This window comes from Gloeothece verrucosa PCC 7822 (assembly GCF_000147335.1).
GTDB classification, from domain to species: domain Bacteria; phylum Cyanobacteriota; class Cyanobacteriia; order Cyanobacteriales; family Microcystaceae; genus Gloeothece; species Gloeothece verrucosa.
Window position 1 is genome coordinate 279,853 of sequence record NC_014533.1, and the last position, 17,663, is coordinate 297,515.

Annotated in this window: 10 protein-coding genes; 8 read left to right on the forward strand and 2 right to left on the reverse strand. The window is 36.1% G+C overall.

Features of this window, described 5'->3' with window-relative positions:
- The first annotated feature begins 11 nt into the window (after nucleotides 1–11).
- The gene (locus tag CYAN7822_RS28385; protein ID WP_013334411.1) at nucleotides 12–3,752 is read left to right on the forward strand and encodes a WD40 domain-containing protein; all 3,741 of its coding nucleotides are present in this window, start codon (nucleotides 12–14) and stop codon (nucleotides 3,750–3,752) included.
- 207 nt (nucleotides 3,753–3,959) lie between these two features.
- On the opposite strand, the gene CYAN7822_RS28390 is transcribed toward CYAN7822_RS28385, so the two are convergent.
- The gene (locus CYAN7822_RS28390) at nucleotides 3,960–6,200 is read right to left on the reverse strand and encodes an Ig-like domain-containing protein (RefSeq protein WP_013334412.1); all 2,241 of its coding nucleotides are present in this window, start codon (nucleotides 6,198–6,200) and stop codon (nucleotides 3,960–3,962) included.
- Between the two features lie 446 nt (nucleotides 6,201–6,646).
- On the opposite strand from CYAN7822_RS28390, the gene CYAN7822_RS28395 reads away from it, so the two are divergent.
- Nucleotides 6,647–7,036: a pentapeptide repeat-containing protein gene (locus CYAN7822_RS28395; RefSeq protein ID WP_013334413.1), complete on the forward strand. Its 390-nt coding sequence runs from the start codon at nucleotides 6,647–6,649 to the stop codon at nucleotides 7,034–7,036.
- 117 nt (nucleotides 7,037–7,153) lie between these two features.
- Complete coding sequence (locus CYAN7822_RS28400; RefSeq protein WP_013334414.1) at nucleotides 7,154–7,600, forward strand: GNAT family N-acetyltransferase; 447 nt, start codon at nucleotides 7,154–7,156, stop codon at nucleotides 7,598–7,600.
- 184 nt (nucleotides 7,601–7,784) lie between these two features.
- On the opposite strand, the gene CYAN7822_RS28405 is transcribed toward CYAN7822_RS28400, so the two are convergent.
- The gene (locus CYAN7822_RS28405; protein ID WP_013334415.1) at nucleotides 7,785–8,660 is read right to left on the reverse strand and encodes a hypothetical protein; all 876 of its coding nucleotides are present in this window, start codon (nucleotides 8,658–8,660) and stop codon (nucleotides 7,785–7,787) included.
- Nucleotides 8,661–8,871: 211 nt separating this feature from the next.
- Here CYAN7822_RS28405 and CYAN7822_RS28410 point away from each other — a divergent pair, with 211 nt between their 5' ends.
- The 5 genes from CYAN7822_RS28410 to CYAN7822_RS28430 all read left to right on the forward strand — a co-directional run bounded on the left by CYAN7822_RS28410 (nucleotide 8,872) and on the right by CYAN7822_RS28430 (nucleotide 17,519).
- Nucleotides 8,872–9,387 (forward strand): hypothetical protein, encoded by a 516-nt coding sequence (locus CYAN7822_RS28410; protein ID WP_041934074.1) that lies wholly within the window; start codon nucleotides 8,872–8,874, stop codon nucleotides 9,385–9,387.
- An 810-nt stretch (nucleotides 9,388–10,197) separates the two neighbouring features.
- A complete protein-coding gene (locus CYAN7822_RS28415) occupies nucleotides 10,198–11,187 on the forward strand; it encodes a polysaccharide deacetylase family protein (protein ID WP_162052187.1) in 990 nt (329 codons plus the stop codon).
- 42 nt (nucleotides 11,188–11,229) lie between these two features.
- Nucleotides 11,230–11,613, forward strand: coding sequence for a glycosyltransferase (locus tag CYAN7822_RS28420; RefSeq protein ID WP_049802743.1), 384 nt, complete (start codon nucleotides 11,230–11,232; stop codon nucleotides 11,611–11,613).
- Nucleotides 11,614–12,406: 793 nt separating this feature from the next.
- Nucleotides 12,407–16,549 (forward strand): non-ribosomal peptide synthetase, encoded by a 4,143-nt coding sequence (locus tag CYAN7822_RS28425; protein WP_013334418.1) that lies wholly within the window; start codon nucleotides 12,407–12,409, stop codon nucleotides 16,547–16,549.
- Nucleotides 16,542–17,519, forward strand: coding sequence for a glycosyltransferase family 2 protein (locus CYAN7822_RS28430; protein WP_013334419.1), 978 nt, complete (start codon nucleotides 16,542–16,544; stop codon nucleotides 17,517–17,519). Before CYAN7822_RS28425 ends, CYAN7822_RS28430 begins: the two co-directional genes overlap by 8 nt.
- Nucleotides 17,520–17,663 lie beyond the last annotated feature (144 nt).

A 17,663-nucleotide genomic window follows, 5' to 3' on the forward strand; every position in this document is an offset into this window, starting at 1 on the left:
ATAAACTTAAAATGCCACGCAAAAACTTTGGCCCTACCGTAAAAAAACGAGCAAAGTACCTAGTCAAACTTTTATTAAATTACGCAGTTGACTATCCCTTTAACAAAAAGGGAATTTCTAATTTAGAATTAAGATGGGAAGAAGAGTTAGATAACAATAACTCAGTCAAATTAGTTGTTAAAACTAAAGTAATAGCCCTCGAACACCTGACAAAAACCGGGGGTGAACCATTAAATAAAACTTATATTATAGAAGTTCTTAAAACTTTGAAAAGCTTAAATTTTTTAATTGATAACCGAGTCAAGCGGCAGGGAAAAGAAGATTGGTTATTTACTTTAAACCTGTGGAGTCGGGACCAAGAAAAAAATTTAGAACTATTAGATACAGAGTGGGAAAAACAAAAATTAAATCAAGGAAAAATTCAAGTCTATCAAGATTGGGCAGATGCACCTTTTCATCCAAATTTTTACGGACGAGAAATTGAACTTTCCCTTCTTAAGCAATGGGTTATTGAAGATCAGTGTTGCTTAGTAGGAATTTTAGGCATAAGTGGTGTAGGTAAAACTACTTTATCAATTAAATTGGGAAAAGGAGGAATAGGAAAAACTGACCTCAGTTTAAAACTAGCGCAAGAAATCCAAGATGAGTTTGAATATATTGTATGGCGTTCACTTCGTAATGCACCGTTACTGACAACTCTCATAGCAGACTTATTAAAATTTTTATCCAATCAACAAGAAATTAATCTAGAAAACAGTTTAGAAGAGCAATTTTCAAAACTCGTCGAGCATTTGCGCTCTCATCGCTGCCTACTTATTTTAGATAATGTCGAAACTATTTTACAAACTGGGCCAGAGGGTCAAGAATACCGTCCTGGATATGGTGAATACAGCGAATTATTCCAATTAATAGCTCTATCATCTCATCAAAGTTGTTTAATATTAACAAGTCGGGAAAAACCTGAAAATTTGGCTAGACTAGCAGGGCAAAATAAACCAGTACGTTTTCTCGAATTAAAAGGATTAGACTATTTAAATGGAAAAAAGATTTTTACAGATATTGAAAATTTTACAGGTACCGATGCTGAATGGCAAAAAATAATCGAATTTTATGATGGTAACCCTCTAGCTTTAGAACTTGCTGCCCATCATATTAAAGACTGTTATGGAAATAATATTTCAGTTTTTTTACAGCAAGGAAAACCCATCTTCGAGCATCTTAATCATTTATTAAACTGGCATTTTGAGCGCCTGAAAGAAAATGAAAAAGAGGTTTTATACTGGTTAGCAATTAATCGTAAACCCGTCTCTATAATAGACTTAAAAGAAGACTTGATTACGGTAGAAACGCAAAATAATTTAGCTTCGATTATTCAATCTATACAAAATAAATTTTCTCTAGAAAGAAACCAAAATAAACAGGAGCTAAAGTTTACTCTTCAACCAGTTTTGATGGAATTTATTACTGAAAATTTTATTAATAATTTTTGTCAAAATCTCACGTCAACCGAAGTTAATTTTGAGTTTTGCAATAAATATATTTTAGTCAAGTCTCAAGCTAAAGATTATATCAAATTTACGCAAAATTGTTTAATTCTTAAACCAATAGTTGAGTCTTTAATTATCAAATTTCAAGGACAAAAAAATCTAGAAAATTTTTTAAAACATATTAAAGAGCAAATTCAAGCGCGAATGCCTTTACAAATAGGCTATATGGCCAGTAACATCCTCAATTTATTTAACGAATTAAAAACCGATTTGCGGGGTTACGACTTTTCTAACTTAACAATTTGGCAAGCCGATTTACAACAAATGCACTTAGTAGGCGTAAATTTCACTAACTCGGATTTAAGTAAATCAACATTTCCTCAAATTTTTAGTAATATTATTACTGTAGCAGTTAGCCCAGACGGAAAATTTTTAGCAACCGGAGATGCTAAAGGAGAAATACTTCTTTGGGATTTAGTAAATAGACAACAAATATTTACTTTTAAAGGACATACAAATTATGTTAATAAAATCCAATTTAATACAAATAGTAATAAAATGGCTAGTTGTAGTAGTGACTATACAATAAAATTGTGGGATGTGACCACAGGGCGATGTCTTAAAACATTACGGGGACACAAAAATCGCGTTTCAGATTTAGCTTTTAGCCGCGATGAGCAAATTTTAGTGAGTGGTAGTGGCGATGGAACGATTAAATTATGGGATATGAATCAAAACACTATAATACAAACACTGCCAATGAAAAGCGGCATCAGAAAAGTAATTTTTCATCCCAGCGAAGAAAACATTTTAATAATCGCTCATGAAAATGGAACTATTCAACAATGGGACTTAGCAGAAAATAAATGTATAATGCATATTTTAGCTCATTCAGGGCCAATTTTTTCCTTAGTTCTAAGCCACGATTATCAAACTTTAGTTAGTGGAAGCGGAGATTTTACTATTAAATTTTGGAATATTAATAGCGGTAAATCTTTAAAAGTTTTATCAGGACATACCGGAGCAATACTAGACCTAGCTTTTAGCGATGAATCTAAAATTTTAGCCAGTGCAAGCGATGATAAAACAATTAGATTATGGCATTTTGATACTTGGGAAAACTTCCAAACTTTAATGGGACATACAGGTAAAGTTCAATCAATTGTTTTTAGTCAAGATAATCAAATACTTATTAGTGGGAGTAATGACAGAACCGTTAAGCTATGGGAAATTCAAAATGGAAATTGTGCCCTCACTTTATCAGGTTATACAAACTCCCATACATCTATTGCTTTTAATCCTAATGCCCAAATTTTAGCCAGTGGAGCTAATGATGGGCGGCTCAGATTATGGTGGGTTACTTCTGGGCAATGCTTTAAAACACTCAAGGGGCATGATAGTCAAATAGAAGCACTAGCTTTTAGCCCCAATGGCCAAATTTTAGCCTCTGGAGATGCAAATGGAATGATTAAAATTTGGGATATTAAAACTTACGAATGTTTGCAAAATTTATCAGGTTATCCTGATGAGCATACTAATACAGTCTGGATGATCACATTCAGTGATGATAATCTCATTTTAGCCAGTGCAAGTGCTGACTGTACGGTAAAAATTTGGGAAGTATTGAGTGGGGAATGCCTTAATACTTTTAAACATTCAAGTGGTGTCTGGTCTGTGGCTATTTCACCTGATAGAGAAACATTAATTAGTAGTTGCCATGATGGAACAGTCAGTTTATGGAATCTCAACTCAGGAAAAAAAATTAAAACTTTAAAAGTTCATAAAGGACAAGTATTCACCTTAGTTTTTAGCCAAGATAAAAAAACCTTAATTAGTGCTGGCAATGATTCTACTGTTAAATTATTGGATGCTAAAACGGGAAAATGTATTAAGTCAATTAAAGGGTTCGATGATGAAGTTTTAGCCGTTGCCGAAAAAAATGCTCAAATTTTGGTCAGTGATAGTAGCCTTAATCGTCCTGAAATTAAAATTCGGGATTTAATGACAGGAAAATGGCTTTCTCCCTTAATTGGACATACTAAAGGGATTTGGTCAATTATTTTTAGTATTGATGGGGAAAAGGCAGCGAGTACCAGCCACGATGAAACTATTAGAATTTGGGATATTGAAACAGGAAATTGTTTACAAGTATTAAAAGTTGAAAAACTTTATGAAAACATGAATATCACTAATATTAAAGGTTTAACTGAAGCTCAAAAAGTTAATTTAAAAGCGATGGGTGCTGTAGAAAATTTTTGCCGATAAATTTGCTCAAAGAGAAAATTAAAAACCGATCACCTTGACTATTTTCTATATGTCATCCTGAGCCTTGCGAAGGATCGCGGACAATCTCAAACCCTAATGATTTCGTGGAGAGTGTGTAAGTCCTAATATTGTAGGTTGGATAACAAAACTTAGCTGTTATTTTGGGCTTCGCTGTAGCTCAAACCAACCTACTGTACTAACTTCTGCCTAACCTGAATACTCGTTGATAAAATTCACCAAAGCATCATATTTAGGCGAACCCGTCTGTTCAAGATTTTCTAAAGCTCCCCAACTGCCAAACTTGCCCGGTATAGCTACATCAGCAAACTGCATAAACAAGTCCCCACCTAAAACTTGATACCATTGAGTCAATAGTTCATTATATAAAGCTCCCATACGAGGATCTCGGTTAGCATTAACAAAAAGGTTAGTAATTGCCTGATTATTTTCAATTCCTTTAGTACCGACTAAACTCTGCCCACCTTCATAGGCTACCAGTGGAAGATTAGAGTTTTGAGAAATTTTGCGCCATTGGGGAGCAACTGACGAAAGTGCAGGTAAACGTTGATTTAAGCTTGGACTGGTTAAAACATTGGCCTGTGTTAATTCTTGAAATAGTTTATTGTATCCACCGTCTGCTTCATTGTTGATCCAATTAAGTACCTGTGTTGAATTCGCTGGTGAGCCTATGTCTCTTCCTAAATAAGGATTCAAGCCAATCACATCAAGAGAGTCTCCTGCATAGGGTAGTGCTTGTGTTGCTGAAGAAGGATTGACATATTGAGCCTCGAGTACGCCAATTAAGCGATCTTTATCAGCGCCAAAAACATTATCCCAAAGATCAGCAATATGGGTGGCCACTTGTGCATAGGTTTGATAAACATTTAGCGTGGGCGAAAGACTCTCAACATAATGATAGGGAGCAAAGCCCGCATTCCAGACTTCATTAGCGTATTGAATATAAACCTTTAATCCAGGCTCAAGATGATCTCTAACATATTCGGCAAATTGAGTCACATAATCATCACTAGCCAAATATGGTATGGTAAACCAAGGATTAGCATCCAAACGATTAGCTAATTCCACCATCACTTCTACTGGCGCGCCAGATGTCCATCGCGCATCGTCTAGGGTAGGGCGATCACTCCATTGGCTATCCTTAACGTCGTTGGGCTTCATCCAATCCATAAAGCGAAGAGTGCTAAATGGGTCGATTTTTTCGAGAAATTTGGGATTAAATACGTTTTGAGAGTAGGTGAACTCCTCCTCTATGGGCACTATATGGATATTTCTGAGATAATTACCAGTATTGTTGGGATCAGTGGCAGTTATTTTTAAAGAAATACCTCCTCCCGTTGGCGTGACGTTAATCACATCCCTACCAAGAGTAGAAGCGGCTACATTTTTTTTGGCATCCCCTCCGTAAACGAGAGTACCCTCTCCTTCATAGAGAACCACATATTGGCCTCCAGTATATTTACCATTTATGGATGTGTTGATAAGAGTCCCAACGCTATCGAATTTTTGAGAAGTTCCAGTGCCTTTTAGAGACTTCACCCATCCATGTTCATCTAAATTTAATAAGTTTTGTTCCTCTGTATTAAATACAGTTGATGTTTGGGTTATCCAATTTGAAGAAGAACGAAATAAATCGAGAAAAGGCACTTGAGATGAATAATAACGAATACTTGAAAGATTCGTACCAATGGAAGCGGTTTTAACATTCACAGAAACTGTGCCCGTATCAGTACCACCTTTGCCATCACTGATGGTATAATCAAAACTCGCTTGTCCTTTAAAATCGGTGTCGGGTGTAAAAATTACATTTCCCAGTCCATCTAAGACAGCACTACCGCCAAGCACACTCTTAACTGAAGTTAAACTAAGGCTGTCGCCATCAACATCAGTATCATTAGATAAAAGACTGGAAATCTTGAAAGTTAGAGGCTTGTTGATTAATGTTGTACCTTGATCGTCCACAGCTAGTGGTTTACTATTTTCATAAATTCGCACATTCGAGAATATACTCTCTGCCGTTGGAGTAGGACGGTCATCATCATTAATAAACAGTAACTTAGACCAATTTCCTGTGTAAAACTGCCCTACCGGAATTTGATAAACTTTTTTACTGCCTGCACTGCTAGAATAGTTATTAAAATCATTTCGTCCCCAATCCTGCGTGCCATAAAGACGAAAGGATTGATCAGGGGTTTCTTGAGCATCATTCTCAAAAGCAATACCGTGAATTTCTCCTTGCGCTGTACTCTGAAACTCGAATTTTAAAATAGTATTAGAAGTAATAGTATAAGGAAGATTGATAGATTTCCAGCCATTTCCTACAATTTTTAGGCTTTTTCCATCTGACGATACAGTGACTGTAGATTTGATGTCTTGAGAGGAGTTAAAAGGTGAGATCTGATAATTCTTGAAGTTGATGTCGATTGCCATAATGATAATTTGCTTTTAGACATTAATTTTTAGACAGGATAGGAGTTTGAAGTTATGTCCTGCAAGTCCATAAAACTTTTGTTAAAAATTCTTTTCGCTTTTTTCAAATTGAAGACAGAAATTTTAACTAAGTGATGGGCTTTATTAACATAAGCTATAGTGTTTAAATAGTCAAGACCCCTGAGAGAGATTTTTAAAAGTGACAATATTTTAAGGAATAAAATCTAAAAGTGATTATAATAACGTTTAATCAATTATTTGTATTAATTACCATGTTTTAACAAAATAATCAATGAATTTGCTTAATTTTTGACAATTATAAATTTTTCGCTTGACTCGTCCGCTTGTCAAGAACAATCATCTATAAAAAGATAGATGGCAGGTACTTTTCTATACTTAAAATATTGAAGAATAGTCCTATTATCTAAGCAGACACAGCAAAAATCATGAAACAACAACATTTAGAAATTCTTAAGCAAGGAAGCCAAAGCTGGAATCATTGGAGAAAAAATTATTTCATTAAAGAAATTGATTTAAGTGAAGCTCCTTTAAAAGGAATAGATTTTACTGAGTTGGATTTGAGCAAATTACAAAAAATTAATCTTAGTAAAGCAGATTTAAGCTATGCCAACTTAAGCGGAGTCTGCTTTATGAATGTAAACCTCAGTGGGGCTAATTTAAATGGAGCCAATTTAAGTGGAGCCAATTTAAGCGGGGCTGATTTAAGAAATGCGTCTCTCAAGGATGCTAATTTAAATAAAACAATTTTAATTGGTGCTGATTTGACCGGTGCCGACTTAAATCATGTCGCTATAAATACAGCTATTTTTCAGTAATTTGAACGAGGTCATAAAACCGATTAACAATAAATCAATAAAATTGTTGTTTGGTTTTATTGTTTTCAATTAATTTCTTGTCATCCTCAGTCAGTTCTTTAATTTATTATTTTTTATATGGACCAACTCCAGATAGAACAAGTAAACTATGCCAAAGAAAAAATAAATATTAATAACATTCGAACTCTTGTTTTTCAGATTGAACAAGGGGTAACACCAGAATTAGAATTTGATGGACAAGATGAAACAGCCATTCATTTATTAGCTTATTGCGCTCAAAAACCGGTTGGAACGCTTCGTATCAGGCACATAGACCCTAAAACTGTTAAGATCGAAAGATTAGCCGTTTTACAGTCAGCTAGACACCAAGGAATCGGTAAAAAATTGCTACAAAAAGCTCTAGATATTGCCCAAAACGAACTTAAAATCGAGAAAGTTATTGTTAATGCTCAAGAATACATAAAAAAACTTTATGATCATTTTGGTTTTCAACAATTTGGGGATAGCTTTTTTGAAGCTGGTATTCTTCATATAAAAATGATTAAACAGTTTCCTCCTTTTTAAGTTATATCTTACAGAAGAAAATTTTTTCTTTTAGCTTTTACCTTTTAAGTACCTAGACATAAATAAAGCCTAGCTCCGCGCCACTCCGTGTACATGATGTTAAGAAATGTAAAAGCCTTTCCTGTTCCCTGTTCCCTTGCCAAACAGTTAACTTTAATGAGTGTCCAGGTACTTAGCCAGTTACTTAACATTTAGAATTTAATAAAGTAGTTAGCAAATCAGCTTCTATATCAGACAACAAAAAGCGCTTACCTAACACCCTAAGTAAAGCGATAACAATTTCTTCTTTTTTGATATTGGAAGGGATTTTATCTACTAAAGTCCAAATTTTTTGGATTTGTGCTTGCTGTTCTTCAGTATAAGCTGAGTGCAGTAAATAAGAAGAAGAAATTTGGCGAATTAGCCCTAAACTCGTTTTAATATCACAATAAAATTCATTTTTAGCCGCAATAATTGCCCAACATCCCTGTAAACCTCGTAAAGCAGGATTATCTCCCGGCGCAATCAGGCAAATATCTCCTACTTCAAAAGGATTTTGTTCTATAGTAATGTTTTGTAACTGTTTAACCACTTCACCCACAATTTTAGCAGTGGGAGTTTCCCCAGAAGCCAGCATAACGGATTTATACCAAGCTTTTTTCCAAATATCCGGCTGATTTCCCAGCTTGAGTAATTGTCTACAATGAAATTCTCTTTCAGGGATTTGTCCGTTAATTAAAGCTATATATTGTTTATCATTGCTGAAAACATCGATAACTTCTACAGCATTTATTAAATAGTGTTGATAACGCTTAGAAATTTTAAACCGTTCTTTCGCATATTCGTCAAAACGTAGATGAGAGTTTCGATGCAGTTTTAAGGCTTTTAATTGGCGCAATGCAGACCCAATGAGATAAAATCCTTGCATTGACAAGCGTAATCCTTCTTGAATCTGAAGCTCTAATACTTCTTTTAATTCAAGTTCCTCTACACTTAAAGTATGAACATATTGCTCCGAGTAGGGAGAAGCAATAGAATTGATGCCTTGGCGGCTGATAGGGAGTCCTGGAATATCTTTCACGCTTTTAAAACAATTAACGACTCTTCTATAATTATTTTATGTCATTACTCAACCCAATTTAGACAGTGAGCGTCATTAAACGTAAAATAGATTTAGATATTCTGGAAAAACTAGCAAAATTCTTTATATTTTTTTAATGAGAGTCAACATGAGTACCCATAAATCTAGAAAAAAGTCACTTAAAGTAAAATCTGTGATCAATAGTACAATTATGGATGAAAAATCTAAACAAATTATCACAGAAGCCGTCATCGTATCTTTATCAATTGGAGGGACAACCAGTTTAATCCAAACTTTGCCGGTCGCTAATTTTATCACTATAGTTTATATATATTGGGGTGGGATATCAGCAAACTGGATTACTTTGCTGGTAAGATTATTTAAAAAATACGATTATTCTATAAATCAAGTTGTAATTGCTAAATTAGTTAATGCAATAGTACAAAGCTATGCAACTTTTTTGGTAGGACAAGGAATTTTTACTTTAATTAGTTCATTTTTTCCAGGGTTAGGCACTTTAGGAGCCACAGGAGCCAACTGTTTTATAGCCGCTTATATAACCTATCTTTTTGGGGAAACTTCTGATGGACTTCTAGCAAAAAAAGAATTTGATATAGAAGATATAGGCCAATTAGCTAAAACCATAGTCAGAGACATCGCCACTAAAATTACTCCTAATTCTTTAAAAACATTTAGCCATATTTTTGACGAAATATTAGATGAATAAGCTAATATCCATTTAAATTTTATTTCATTAAGGAGCAAAAATAAAGCTGAACTCCTTATCTGTTGCCTGCTTGCACCTCGCAGAGCCGAAGTGTTCCCTTTTAAATTAATCTTTAACCCTTGACAAAAAATTTTATATATGCTTTGGAGAAAATCCTCCGAGTGTTATTTTTTAAACCATCCCTTAGATAGAAGTTTTATTAAAATTAGCATCCTATACTCATAGGCAATTGCCAACGCTACAAGCTGAGTCTCCCAGAAGACCAGCACTTGATTAGATCAAATAACGTTAGACTATCAGTTCTCAACAACGAGGACAAACAACTCTTGTTGCGATTTTACCGTCAAAAAACTTCGGGCATCCCTGAAGTAAATTGAGCGTGAATTGCTTGTAAGTATTGTCACGCTTACTTGTCAAGCTATTTTGTTTATAGCTTGCTTCGGGAAAAGTATTTCTTGTATGATTTGTCTTATAACATTTGCTACGATACATATAAGTATCTGTACTTATTGTATTGATCAACACCAAATAAACAAACTGCCACCAATTGGTGACAGCCTCATTAAACGCGAAAAATTTTAATGTCTATGATAGCAGATAACAATATCCTACTGGTAGTCAATAGCAACAAGAGTTGCTCGTGTGACTTAAGCCTCTCCTTAAAAATCGCTTTTAAATTAATTTTAGCGAAATAAAGGAGAAATTAAATTGATAAATGCCATTTTTTTGCAAAAACTAGCTAAAATATCCTCATTTAACTCTCCTGATTCCCTTTCATTTAAAAGGCGTATCCTTCTAAACTTAGAAAAAATGATGTACTGGACAGGTACAGCCTTTACCTATGTAAAAGTTCAACAACTTAAAGGGGCAACTATACTGATGTATCATAGCGTTGCCTCCTCAAAACTAGCTGATTGGATAGAACCAGCAGTACATATTGAGCCATCGGCATTTGAAAACCAAATGTGCTTTTTAGCTAACTATAGAAAGGTTATTTCTCTGGGTGAGCTAGTAGCACAACTTAAACAAGGTGAAAATCCACCCCCTGGTACTGTTGTGTTGACTTTTGACGATGGCTATTTAGATAATATGACAGTGGCTGCCCCAATTTTAGCCCGTTATTCCCTACCTGCCACCTGGTACTTACCCACCGGATTGATTTCTCGGAGTGAGAATCCTTGGATTGATCGTATATATAACGCTTTCAAAAGCAGAACTCAAACAAAGCTATCCATCCAATCTATAGGAAGCTGGGATTTATTGGATCTTCCACAACAAATTTTAGCTTACCAAAAACTCAAAGAAACACTGATTGAGAGCGGCTGGCCTGAAAGAGAAAACATTATTGCTGATGTAATTCAACAACTCCAACCCTCACAAACACCTCCTCGATTGCTCCTTACTTGGGATGAAATCAGAAAAGTGAGGCAGGAGTTTCCTAAGATCGAGATAGGAGTTCACAGTACGAATCATATTGATTTTACCAACCATCCTCAAGAGATCGTACGTGCAGAAATACAACAATCGATCATTGACTTTGAACGAGAACTAGGACATAAACCTGAACATTTTGCTTTTCCTTATAATCGGCATCATGCTATGAGCCGGCAATTGGTTCAAGAACTAGGGCTATCTTCTGCTGTAGTATACGGCGACGGTAGAGAAGTTCTCGTTAATAATACAAGCGTTTTATTTGCGTTACCGCGCATCGAACCCCCCCATTCATCAACACTTTTTCGTTTATACACGGGCGGCGCTTTTCCAGGGTTACCAAAAGCTCTGCTAAAACGAGCCGCTTAAATCAAAACTTATTCAGCATTTTTAAAAAAAGAGGAAAATAACATGAAATCTGGAGTCGTGGTTATTGGCCGTAATGAAGGGCGGCATTTGAATCAATGCTTAGAATCCATAATCAAAGAAACTAACTGTATTGTTTATGTGGATTCTGGCTCTACAGACAACAGTCTAGACATTGCTTATGCTCTTAAAGTTCCAGTGGTTGAATTAGACCCAAAAGTTCCTTTTACAGCCGCTCGTGCCCATAATGCTGGATTGGCTTTTTTGTTAGAAACCTATCCACAACTTGAATTTGTTCAATTTATTGATGGCGACTGCGAAATAGTTCCAGGATGGTTGGCACTTGCCCAACAAGAACTCAAAAATCAACCTCATCTTGCAGTGGTATGTGGAAGGCTCAGTGAGCGATTTCCTCAGGCCACAGCTTAGAAGGGCTAATACTGCTTTATCTGCTGTTAATCTATAAAATTTACCGCAATGCCCGACAGAAAAACTTTAAACAAAAAGAATCAAGGCTTTATGCCGTGTTTTGTGTATTAGGTAAATTGCCTGCTATGTTAGGGCAGAGTTGGTTTTTTGTTCATTATTGCTTAGGCAAACGTTCGGATTTAATTGAATACAAATAAATTAAATTAATTTTAGAAGTATTACTGATTATTTATTTTTCATAAAAAAGAATAAATTGATTTTTACCGGTAATACTTCTAAAGCATTTAAAGATTTGGACACAATTAAAGTTTAGTGGGTGAGCAGGAAATACTAGACTTGTAAAAAGCGAAGACTTTAAGCGTTTTTACTTTTCTTAACATAGTCATCTTTATTTATGTGTAAATACTTAACACAAAATAAATAAGTGGATATAAACAAAAGTTTTTTTAATGAAAAATCATGTTTCAATCATTTTTTTTTATAAAAGTTAAATCTTGACCAAAGTTATACAAAAAATGACAAGAAAAATAACACTAATAATTTATGATGGTATAAGGATTAAAGTATTACTAAATGTATCTTTTTTCCGAATCCCTGAAAAAAACATTTAGCTTCAATGCCCAAAAAAACGGGAAATAGGTTACCTAATTCCTAGACAATTAGGCTGAAGCTTACGGCAATCATCTATCCTGCTCATGTCGCTTTACTAGCATTAGCAATAGTTTATGCGATGGCTAACTATTATTTATCTAATTATTTCACGTCAAAAATCAGACTTTTACCTAATAGAAAAATGGTACAAAAATATTCAGAAATCAAGGAAAATACAATTTTAAATAACGAAGAATTCTCTACAAATAATTATTCTTCTTTGTCTTTTGCACAAGAAAGAATTTGGTTTTTAGAAGAATTAGAGCCTCACAGTACAAGTCACAATCTTTTACAACCTTTTGAATTAAAAGGTAAAATAAACCAAACAGCTTTAGAAAAAAGTTTAGAAGAAATAATCCAACGGCATGAAATTCTCCGAACAATTTTTATTTTAAAAGATGAAAAACCCGTACAAGTAGTCATTCCAGCTTTTAGTGTAGAAATTCCTTTAATAGATATAAGTCATTTATCTAAACCAGAACAAGAACATCAGACTCAAGAAATTATCGCTCAAGAACTAGCCGAAAAATTTGATTTAACTAGCGCTCCTTTGTTGCGGCTGAAACTAATACGTTTATCGGCATCTGAACATTTATTATTTCTAACAATTCATCATATTATTTTTGACGGTTGGTCTTATAATCTCTTTCTCAAAGAATTAGAAGAATTATACAAGGCGTTTGTTAGCCAAAAAAGTCCTAATCTGCCGCAACTAGGAATTCAATACCGAGACTATGCCATCAAACAAAAAGATGAATCAGAACTCAAAAAACTCAAACCTAAGATGGACTATTGGAAAGACCATCTAAAAGGCAACCTTCCCATTCTTCAACTCCCCACAAATTATACCCGCCTTGCAGAAAGACGTTACCCCAGTAGTAGACAACCCCTACAATTGTCTAGCAGCTTGACTCAAAAACTGAAAAAGATCAGTTTTGAAGAAAAAGTCACTCCTTTTATGACTTTATTAGCGGCTTTAAAGAGTTTACTCTACCGTTATACAAATCAAGAAGACATAATAATTGGAACTCCCACAGCCGGCCGCCATCGCAAAGATAGCAGAGATTTACTCGGCTGCTTTATCAATACTTTAGCACTCCGGACAGACCTGTCTGGAAATCCCTCCTTTCAAGAAATATTAAGACGAGTTCGCAAAGTATCTTTAGGAGCTTTCAGCAACGCGGAAATGCCCTTTGAAAAACTCGTAGAAGAACTGAAACCCGAAAGAGAATTAACCATAACCCCCGTATTTCAGGTGTTATTCCTCTTTCATAATACTCCCATGCTACGGCTAGAATTGCCAGAATTAACAGTAACACCATTAGATATCCAAAGAGGAACCGCCTCGTTCGATTTAATGGTAGAAATAAAAGAAAACTCGGAAGGATTAACGGTTTGGTTTGAATATGACCCAGACTTGTTTGCGCCAGATACAATGGAACGGATGGCAAATCACTTCGAAACCCTCTTAACAGGAATCGTTGATAATCCAAGCCAGCCCATCATAGACTTACCTTTATTAACCCAAACCGAACAAGATCAGCTACTTACTGAATGGAATAATACCCACAAAGATTATCTTTTAGATCAGGCCATTCACCAAATTGTTGAAGCACAAGTAGCAAAAACACCCCAGGCAACAGCAGTAACCTTTAATCAACAGTCTCTCACTTATCAAGAATTAAATACTCGAGCCAATCAAATTGCTCATTACTTACAATCGTTGGGGATCGGTTCAGGGTCTTTAGTAGGATTGTGTCTTGAACGTTCGCCAGAAATGATTATAGGGCTATTAGGTATCCTCAAAGCCGGCGCGGCTTACGTACCACTAGATCCGGCCTATCCTCAAGACCGTCTCAAATATATGCTCTCTAATTCCCAAGCCGAGGTACTATTAACCCAAAGCAAATTCGTCAGCCAATTGGGTGAGATCGATACCAAAATTGTTTGTTTAGATAAAAACTCAGCATTAATTTCTGTAGCCGCTAAAACTAACCCCATTAGCCAAGTTACCCCAGAAAATCTCACTTATGTCATTTATACTTCAGGTTCCACAGGCCAACCTAAAGGAGTAGCCATGACACAGATTGCTTTAAGCAATTTAATTAAATGGCAACTAGAAAATACAAAAGTGACTTCAGGAGGAAAAACCCTACAATTTGCTCCCATCAGTTTTGATGTCTCTTTTCAAGAAATTTTTTCAACATTAGGTTCAGGAGGAACGCTAGTTTTAATTACCGATGAAATTCGGCGAGATTCAAGAGCTTTATGGAGCTTTTTGAAGAAAGAAAACATTAACAGATTATTCCTCCCCTTCGTCGCTTTGCAACAATTGGCAGAAATCGCCCAAGAATCCGATCAAGTTCCTCAACATTTACAAGAAATTATTACATCCGGGGAACAACTGCAAATTAACCCTGCCATTACTCATTTGTTCCAAAAGTTAAACAATTGTAGTTTATACAACCAGTACGGACCCTCAGAAAGTCATGTAGTTACCTCCTATAAACTCCCTGATTCAGTAGAACAATGGTCACCCCTTCCTGCTATTGGTCGTCCTATCGCCAATAGTCAAATCTATCTATTAGATCAAAAATACCAACCTGTGCCCATTGGCATTCCTGGAGAACTGTATATCGGCGGTGTATGTCTAGCTCAGGGCTATATTAACCGTCCAGATTTAACCCAGCAAAAGTTTATTGAGCATACCTTTAGTGACGGTTTTAAAACTCGTCTTTATAAAACTGGAGATTTAGCCCGTTATTTGCCAGATGGAAACATAGAATATTTAGGAAGAATCGATAATCAAGTCAAAATTCGAGGTTTCCGCATCGAATTAGGAGAAATAGAGGCACTGATTGCTCAATATTCAGACATCAAAGAAGCGGTTGTCTTAGCACGAGAAGACCTGGCCGGCAATAAGCGGCTAGTAGCTTATATTATTCCTCATCAACAAAAAGAGAATCTAATCGCTGAACTGCGTCGATTTTTGAAAGAAACACTACCGGAATATATGCTTCCGTCTAGTTTTGTTATTTTAGACGCATTCCCTTTAACCCCCAGTGGAAAACTCGATCGGCGCTCTTTACCCGATCCTGAACCAATCAAGAACCAAGTTCAAGAATCTTTTGTCTCTCCCCGCAATGATTTAGAAAAACAATTAGCGGCTATGTGGGAACAAGTATTAGGCCTGCCATCGGTGAGCATAAAAGATAACTTTTTCGACATAGGAGGACATTCTTTAATTGCGGTTCGTTTATTTGCCCAAATCGAGAAAATCTTCCAGATTAAGTTACCTTTATCCACTTTATTTAAAGCCCCAACCATTGAAGAACTAGCCGCCATTATTGAAGAATCAGGAGAAGTAGACCCTTGGGATTCTCTGGTGTTACTCAAGTCCGGTAATCCTAAAAAGCCAGCGTTGTTTTTAATACACGAAGCTGATGGAAAAGTTGTCTTATATCTGAACTTGGCCAATCGTTTAAAAACGGATCAAGCCGTGTATGGGTTACGCCCTCATAGCCAAAAAGAGTTTCCTTGTTTAGAAACCCGCTTCAAAGATATGGCGGCTCATTACATAGAAAAAATTCGCACGGTTCAACCAAAAGGACCTTACTTCCTCGGGGGTTTATGTGCAGGCGGCATTCTCGCTTATGAAGTAGCCGTACAACTTCAAACACTAGGAGAAACCGTGTCTCTAGTGGCTCTTATTGATGCACCTGATATTCAAGCGGCGCTCAATCGCAAAATTAACAGCAAGAGGTTGAATCGCCTTTCAAACATTGTAAGTGAAAGCCAATCTCTGACAATTCCCAATCGCGTAGCTTTTCTCTTTAAAGAAATTACCAAAAAAGTGAAAAACGTCATCGGTTATGAAATTAGCAACCGTACTAAAAAGCTCAATAACCAGTTAAAAATTCGCTTATATCGCTTTTATTTGGAGAATCAGCTTTCAGTTCCATCTTGGTTACGTAATATTGGTGTGCGTAAAATTTTAGAATTTGACGCTGAATACTATATTCCCTCAACATTTGAAGGTAAAGTAACCTTGTTCCGAGCAACACAAACCATTACAATCGATGATCCCACCATTGACGATACTCCTTATGTAGAAATTAGTGACGAACCCGTATTTGGCTGGGATAAACGAGCAAAACAAGGAGTTATTGTTTATGACATAGCGGGAGGCCATTCCAGTTGTCTTCAAGAGCCTTATGTAAAAGATCTAGCACAAAAGCTACAAAATTGTCTTAATGCCACAGGAGCAAACAGTAATCATGTCTAGTCATTCTAACCTTGTGCAGGTAGCAATTGTTAACTATCGCACCCCTGAGTTAACAATTGATTGTTTACAGTCATTGGTAAGCGAAATTGGCTCTTTGCCAGGAACTAAAGTTGTTGTAGTTGACAACAATTCCGGCGATAATTCAGTAGAAAAAATTGAAGAGGCTATCACAGCCAATGGATGGCAAAATTGGGCTTCTGTTCTTGCTTCTGATTACAATGGAGGCTACGCTTACGGTAATAACTTAGTTATCAGATCAGCGCTAACATCGGCTAATCCTCCTGATTATTTTATGATTCTTAATCCAGATACTCAGGTGCGGGCTGGTGCTTTAAAAATGTTAGTGGACTTTCTTGAAGAACATCCTCACGCCGGAATTGCCGGAGCTTGCGTAGAAGGTGAAAATGGTTACGCTTACCAAATAGCTTTTCGATTTCCCAGTATATTAGGAGAATTCGAACGCGGATTACGTCTTGGAATCGTCAGTAAATTATTATCTAAGTGGGTAGTTGCTCAAGAAATGAGGGATGATGAACCCACTGAAGTTGACTGGGTCTCCGGTGGCACCATGATGATTCGTCGTCAAGTATTTGAATCAGCAGGGTTAATGGATGAAGACTATTTTCTTTATTATGAAGAGACGGATTTTTGCTTACAAGCAAAACGGGCGGGTTGGTCTTCTTGGCATATTCCCTATAGTCGGATCATGCACATCGGCGGCCAAAGTTCAGGCATAACCGCCCCCGGAACCCCTAAACGCCTCCCTCAATACTGGTTTAACTCCAGGCGCAGATATTTTCTCAAAAATTATGGATTACTCTACAGTATCCTAGCAGATGCCGCTTGGCTTTCAGGTTATACTTTGTGGCGATTAAGGCGGCTTATTCAGTCGAAACCAGATTCAGATCCACCCTATTTATTAATAGATAGTTTTAGCAATAGTGTTTTTCTAAAAGGAGGAACTTTATAAGAACTTAGCAATTTTTTTACAGGTTATAGACCCTTCTTGCCCCCTCAAAGCTTCGGCTCAGTCCTAAGGATAAAAGTCCTCAAGCTCAAGAACAGGCAGAAGGGTAAATAGCCTATCAAATTTAAATGTGTCTCAACATAGTAT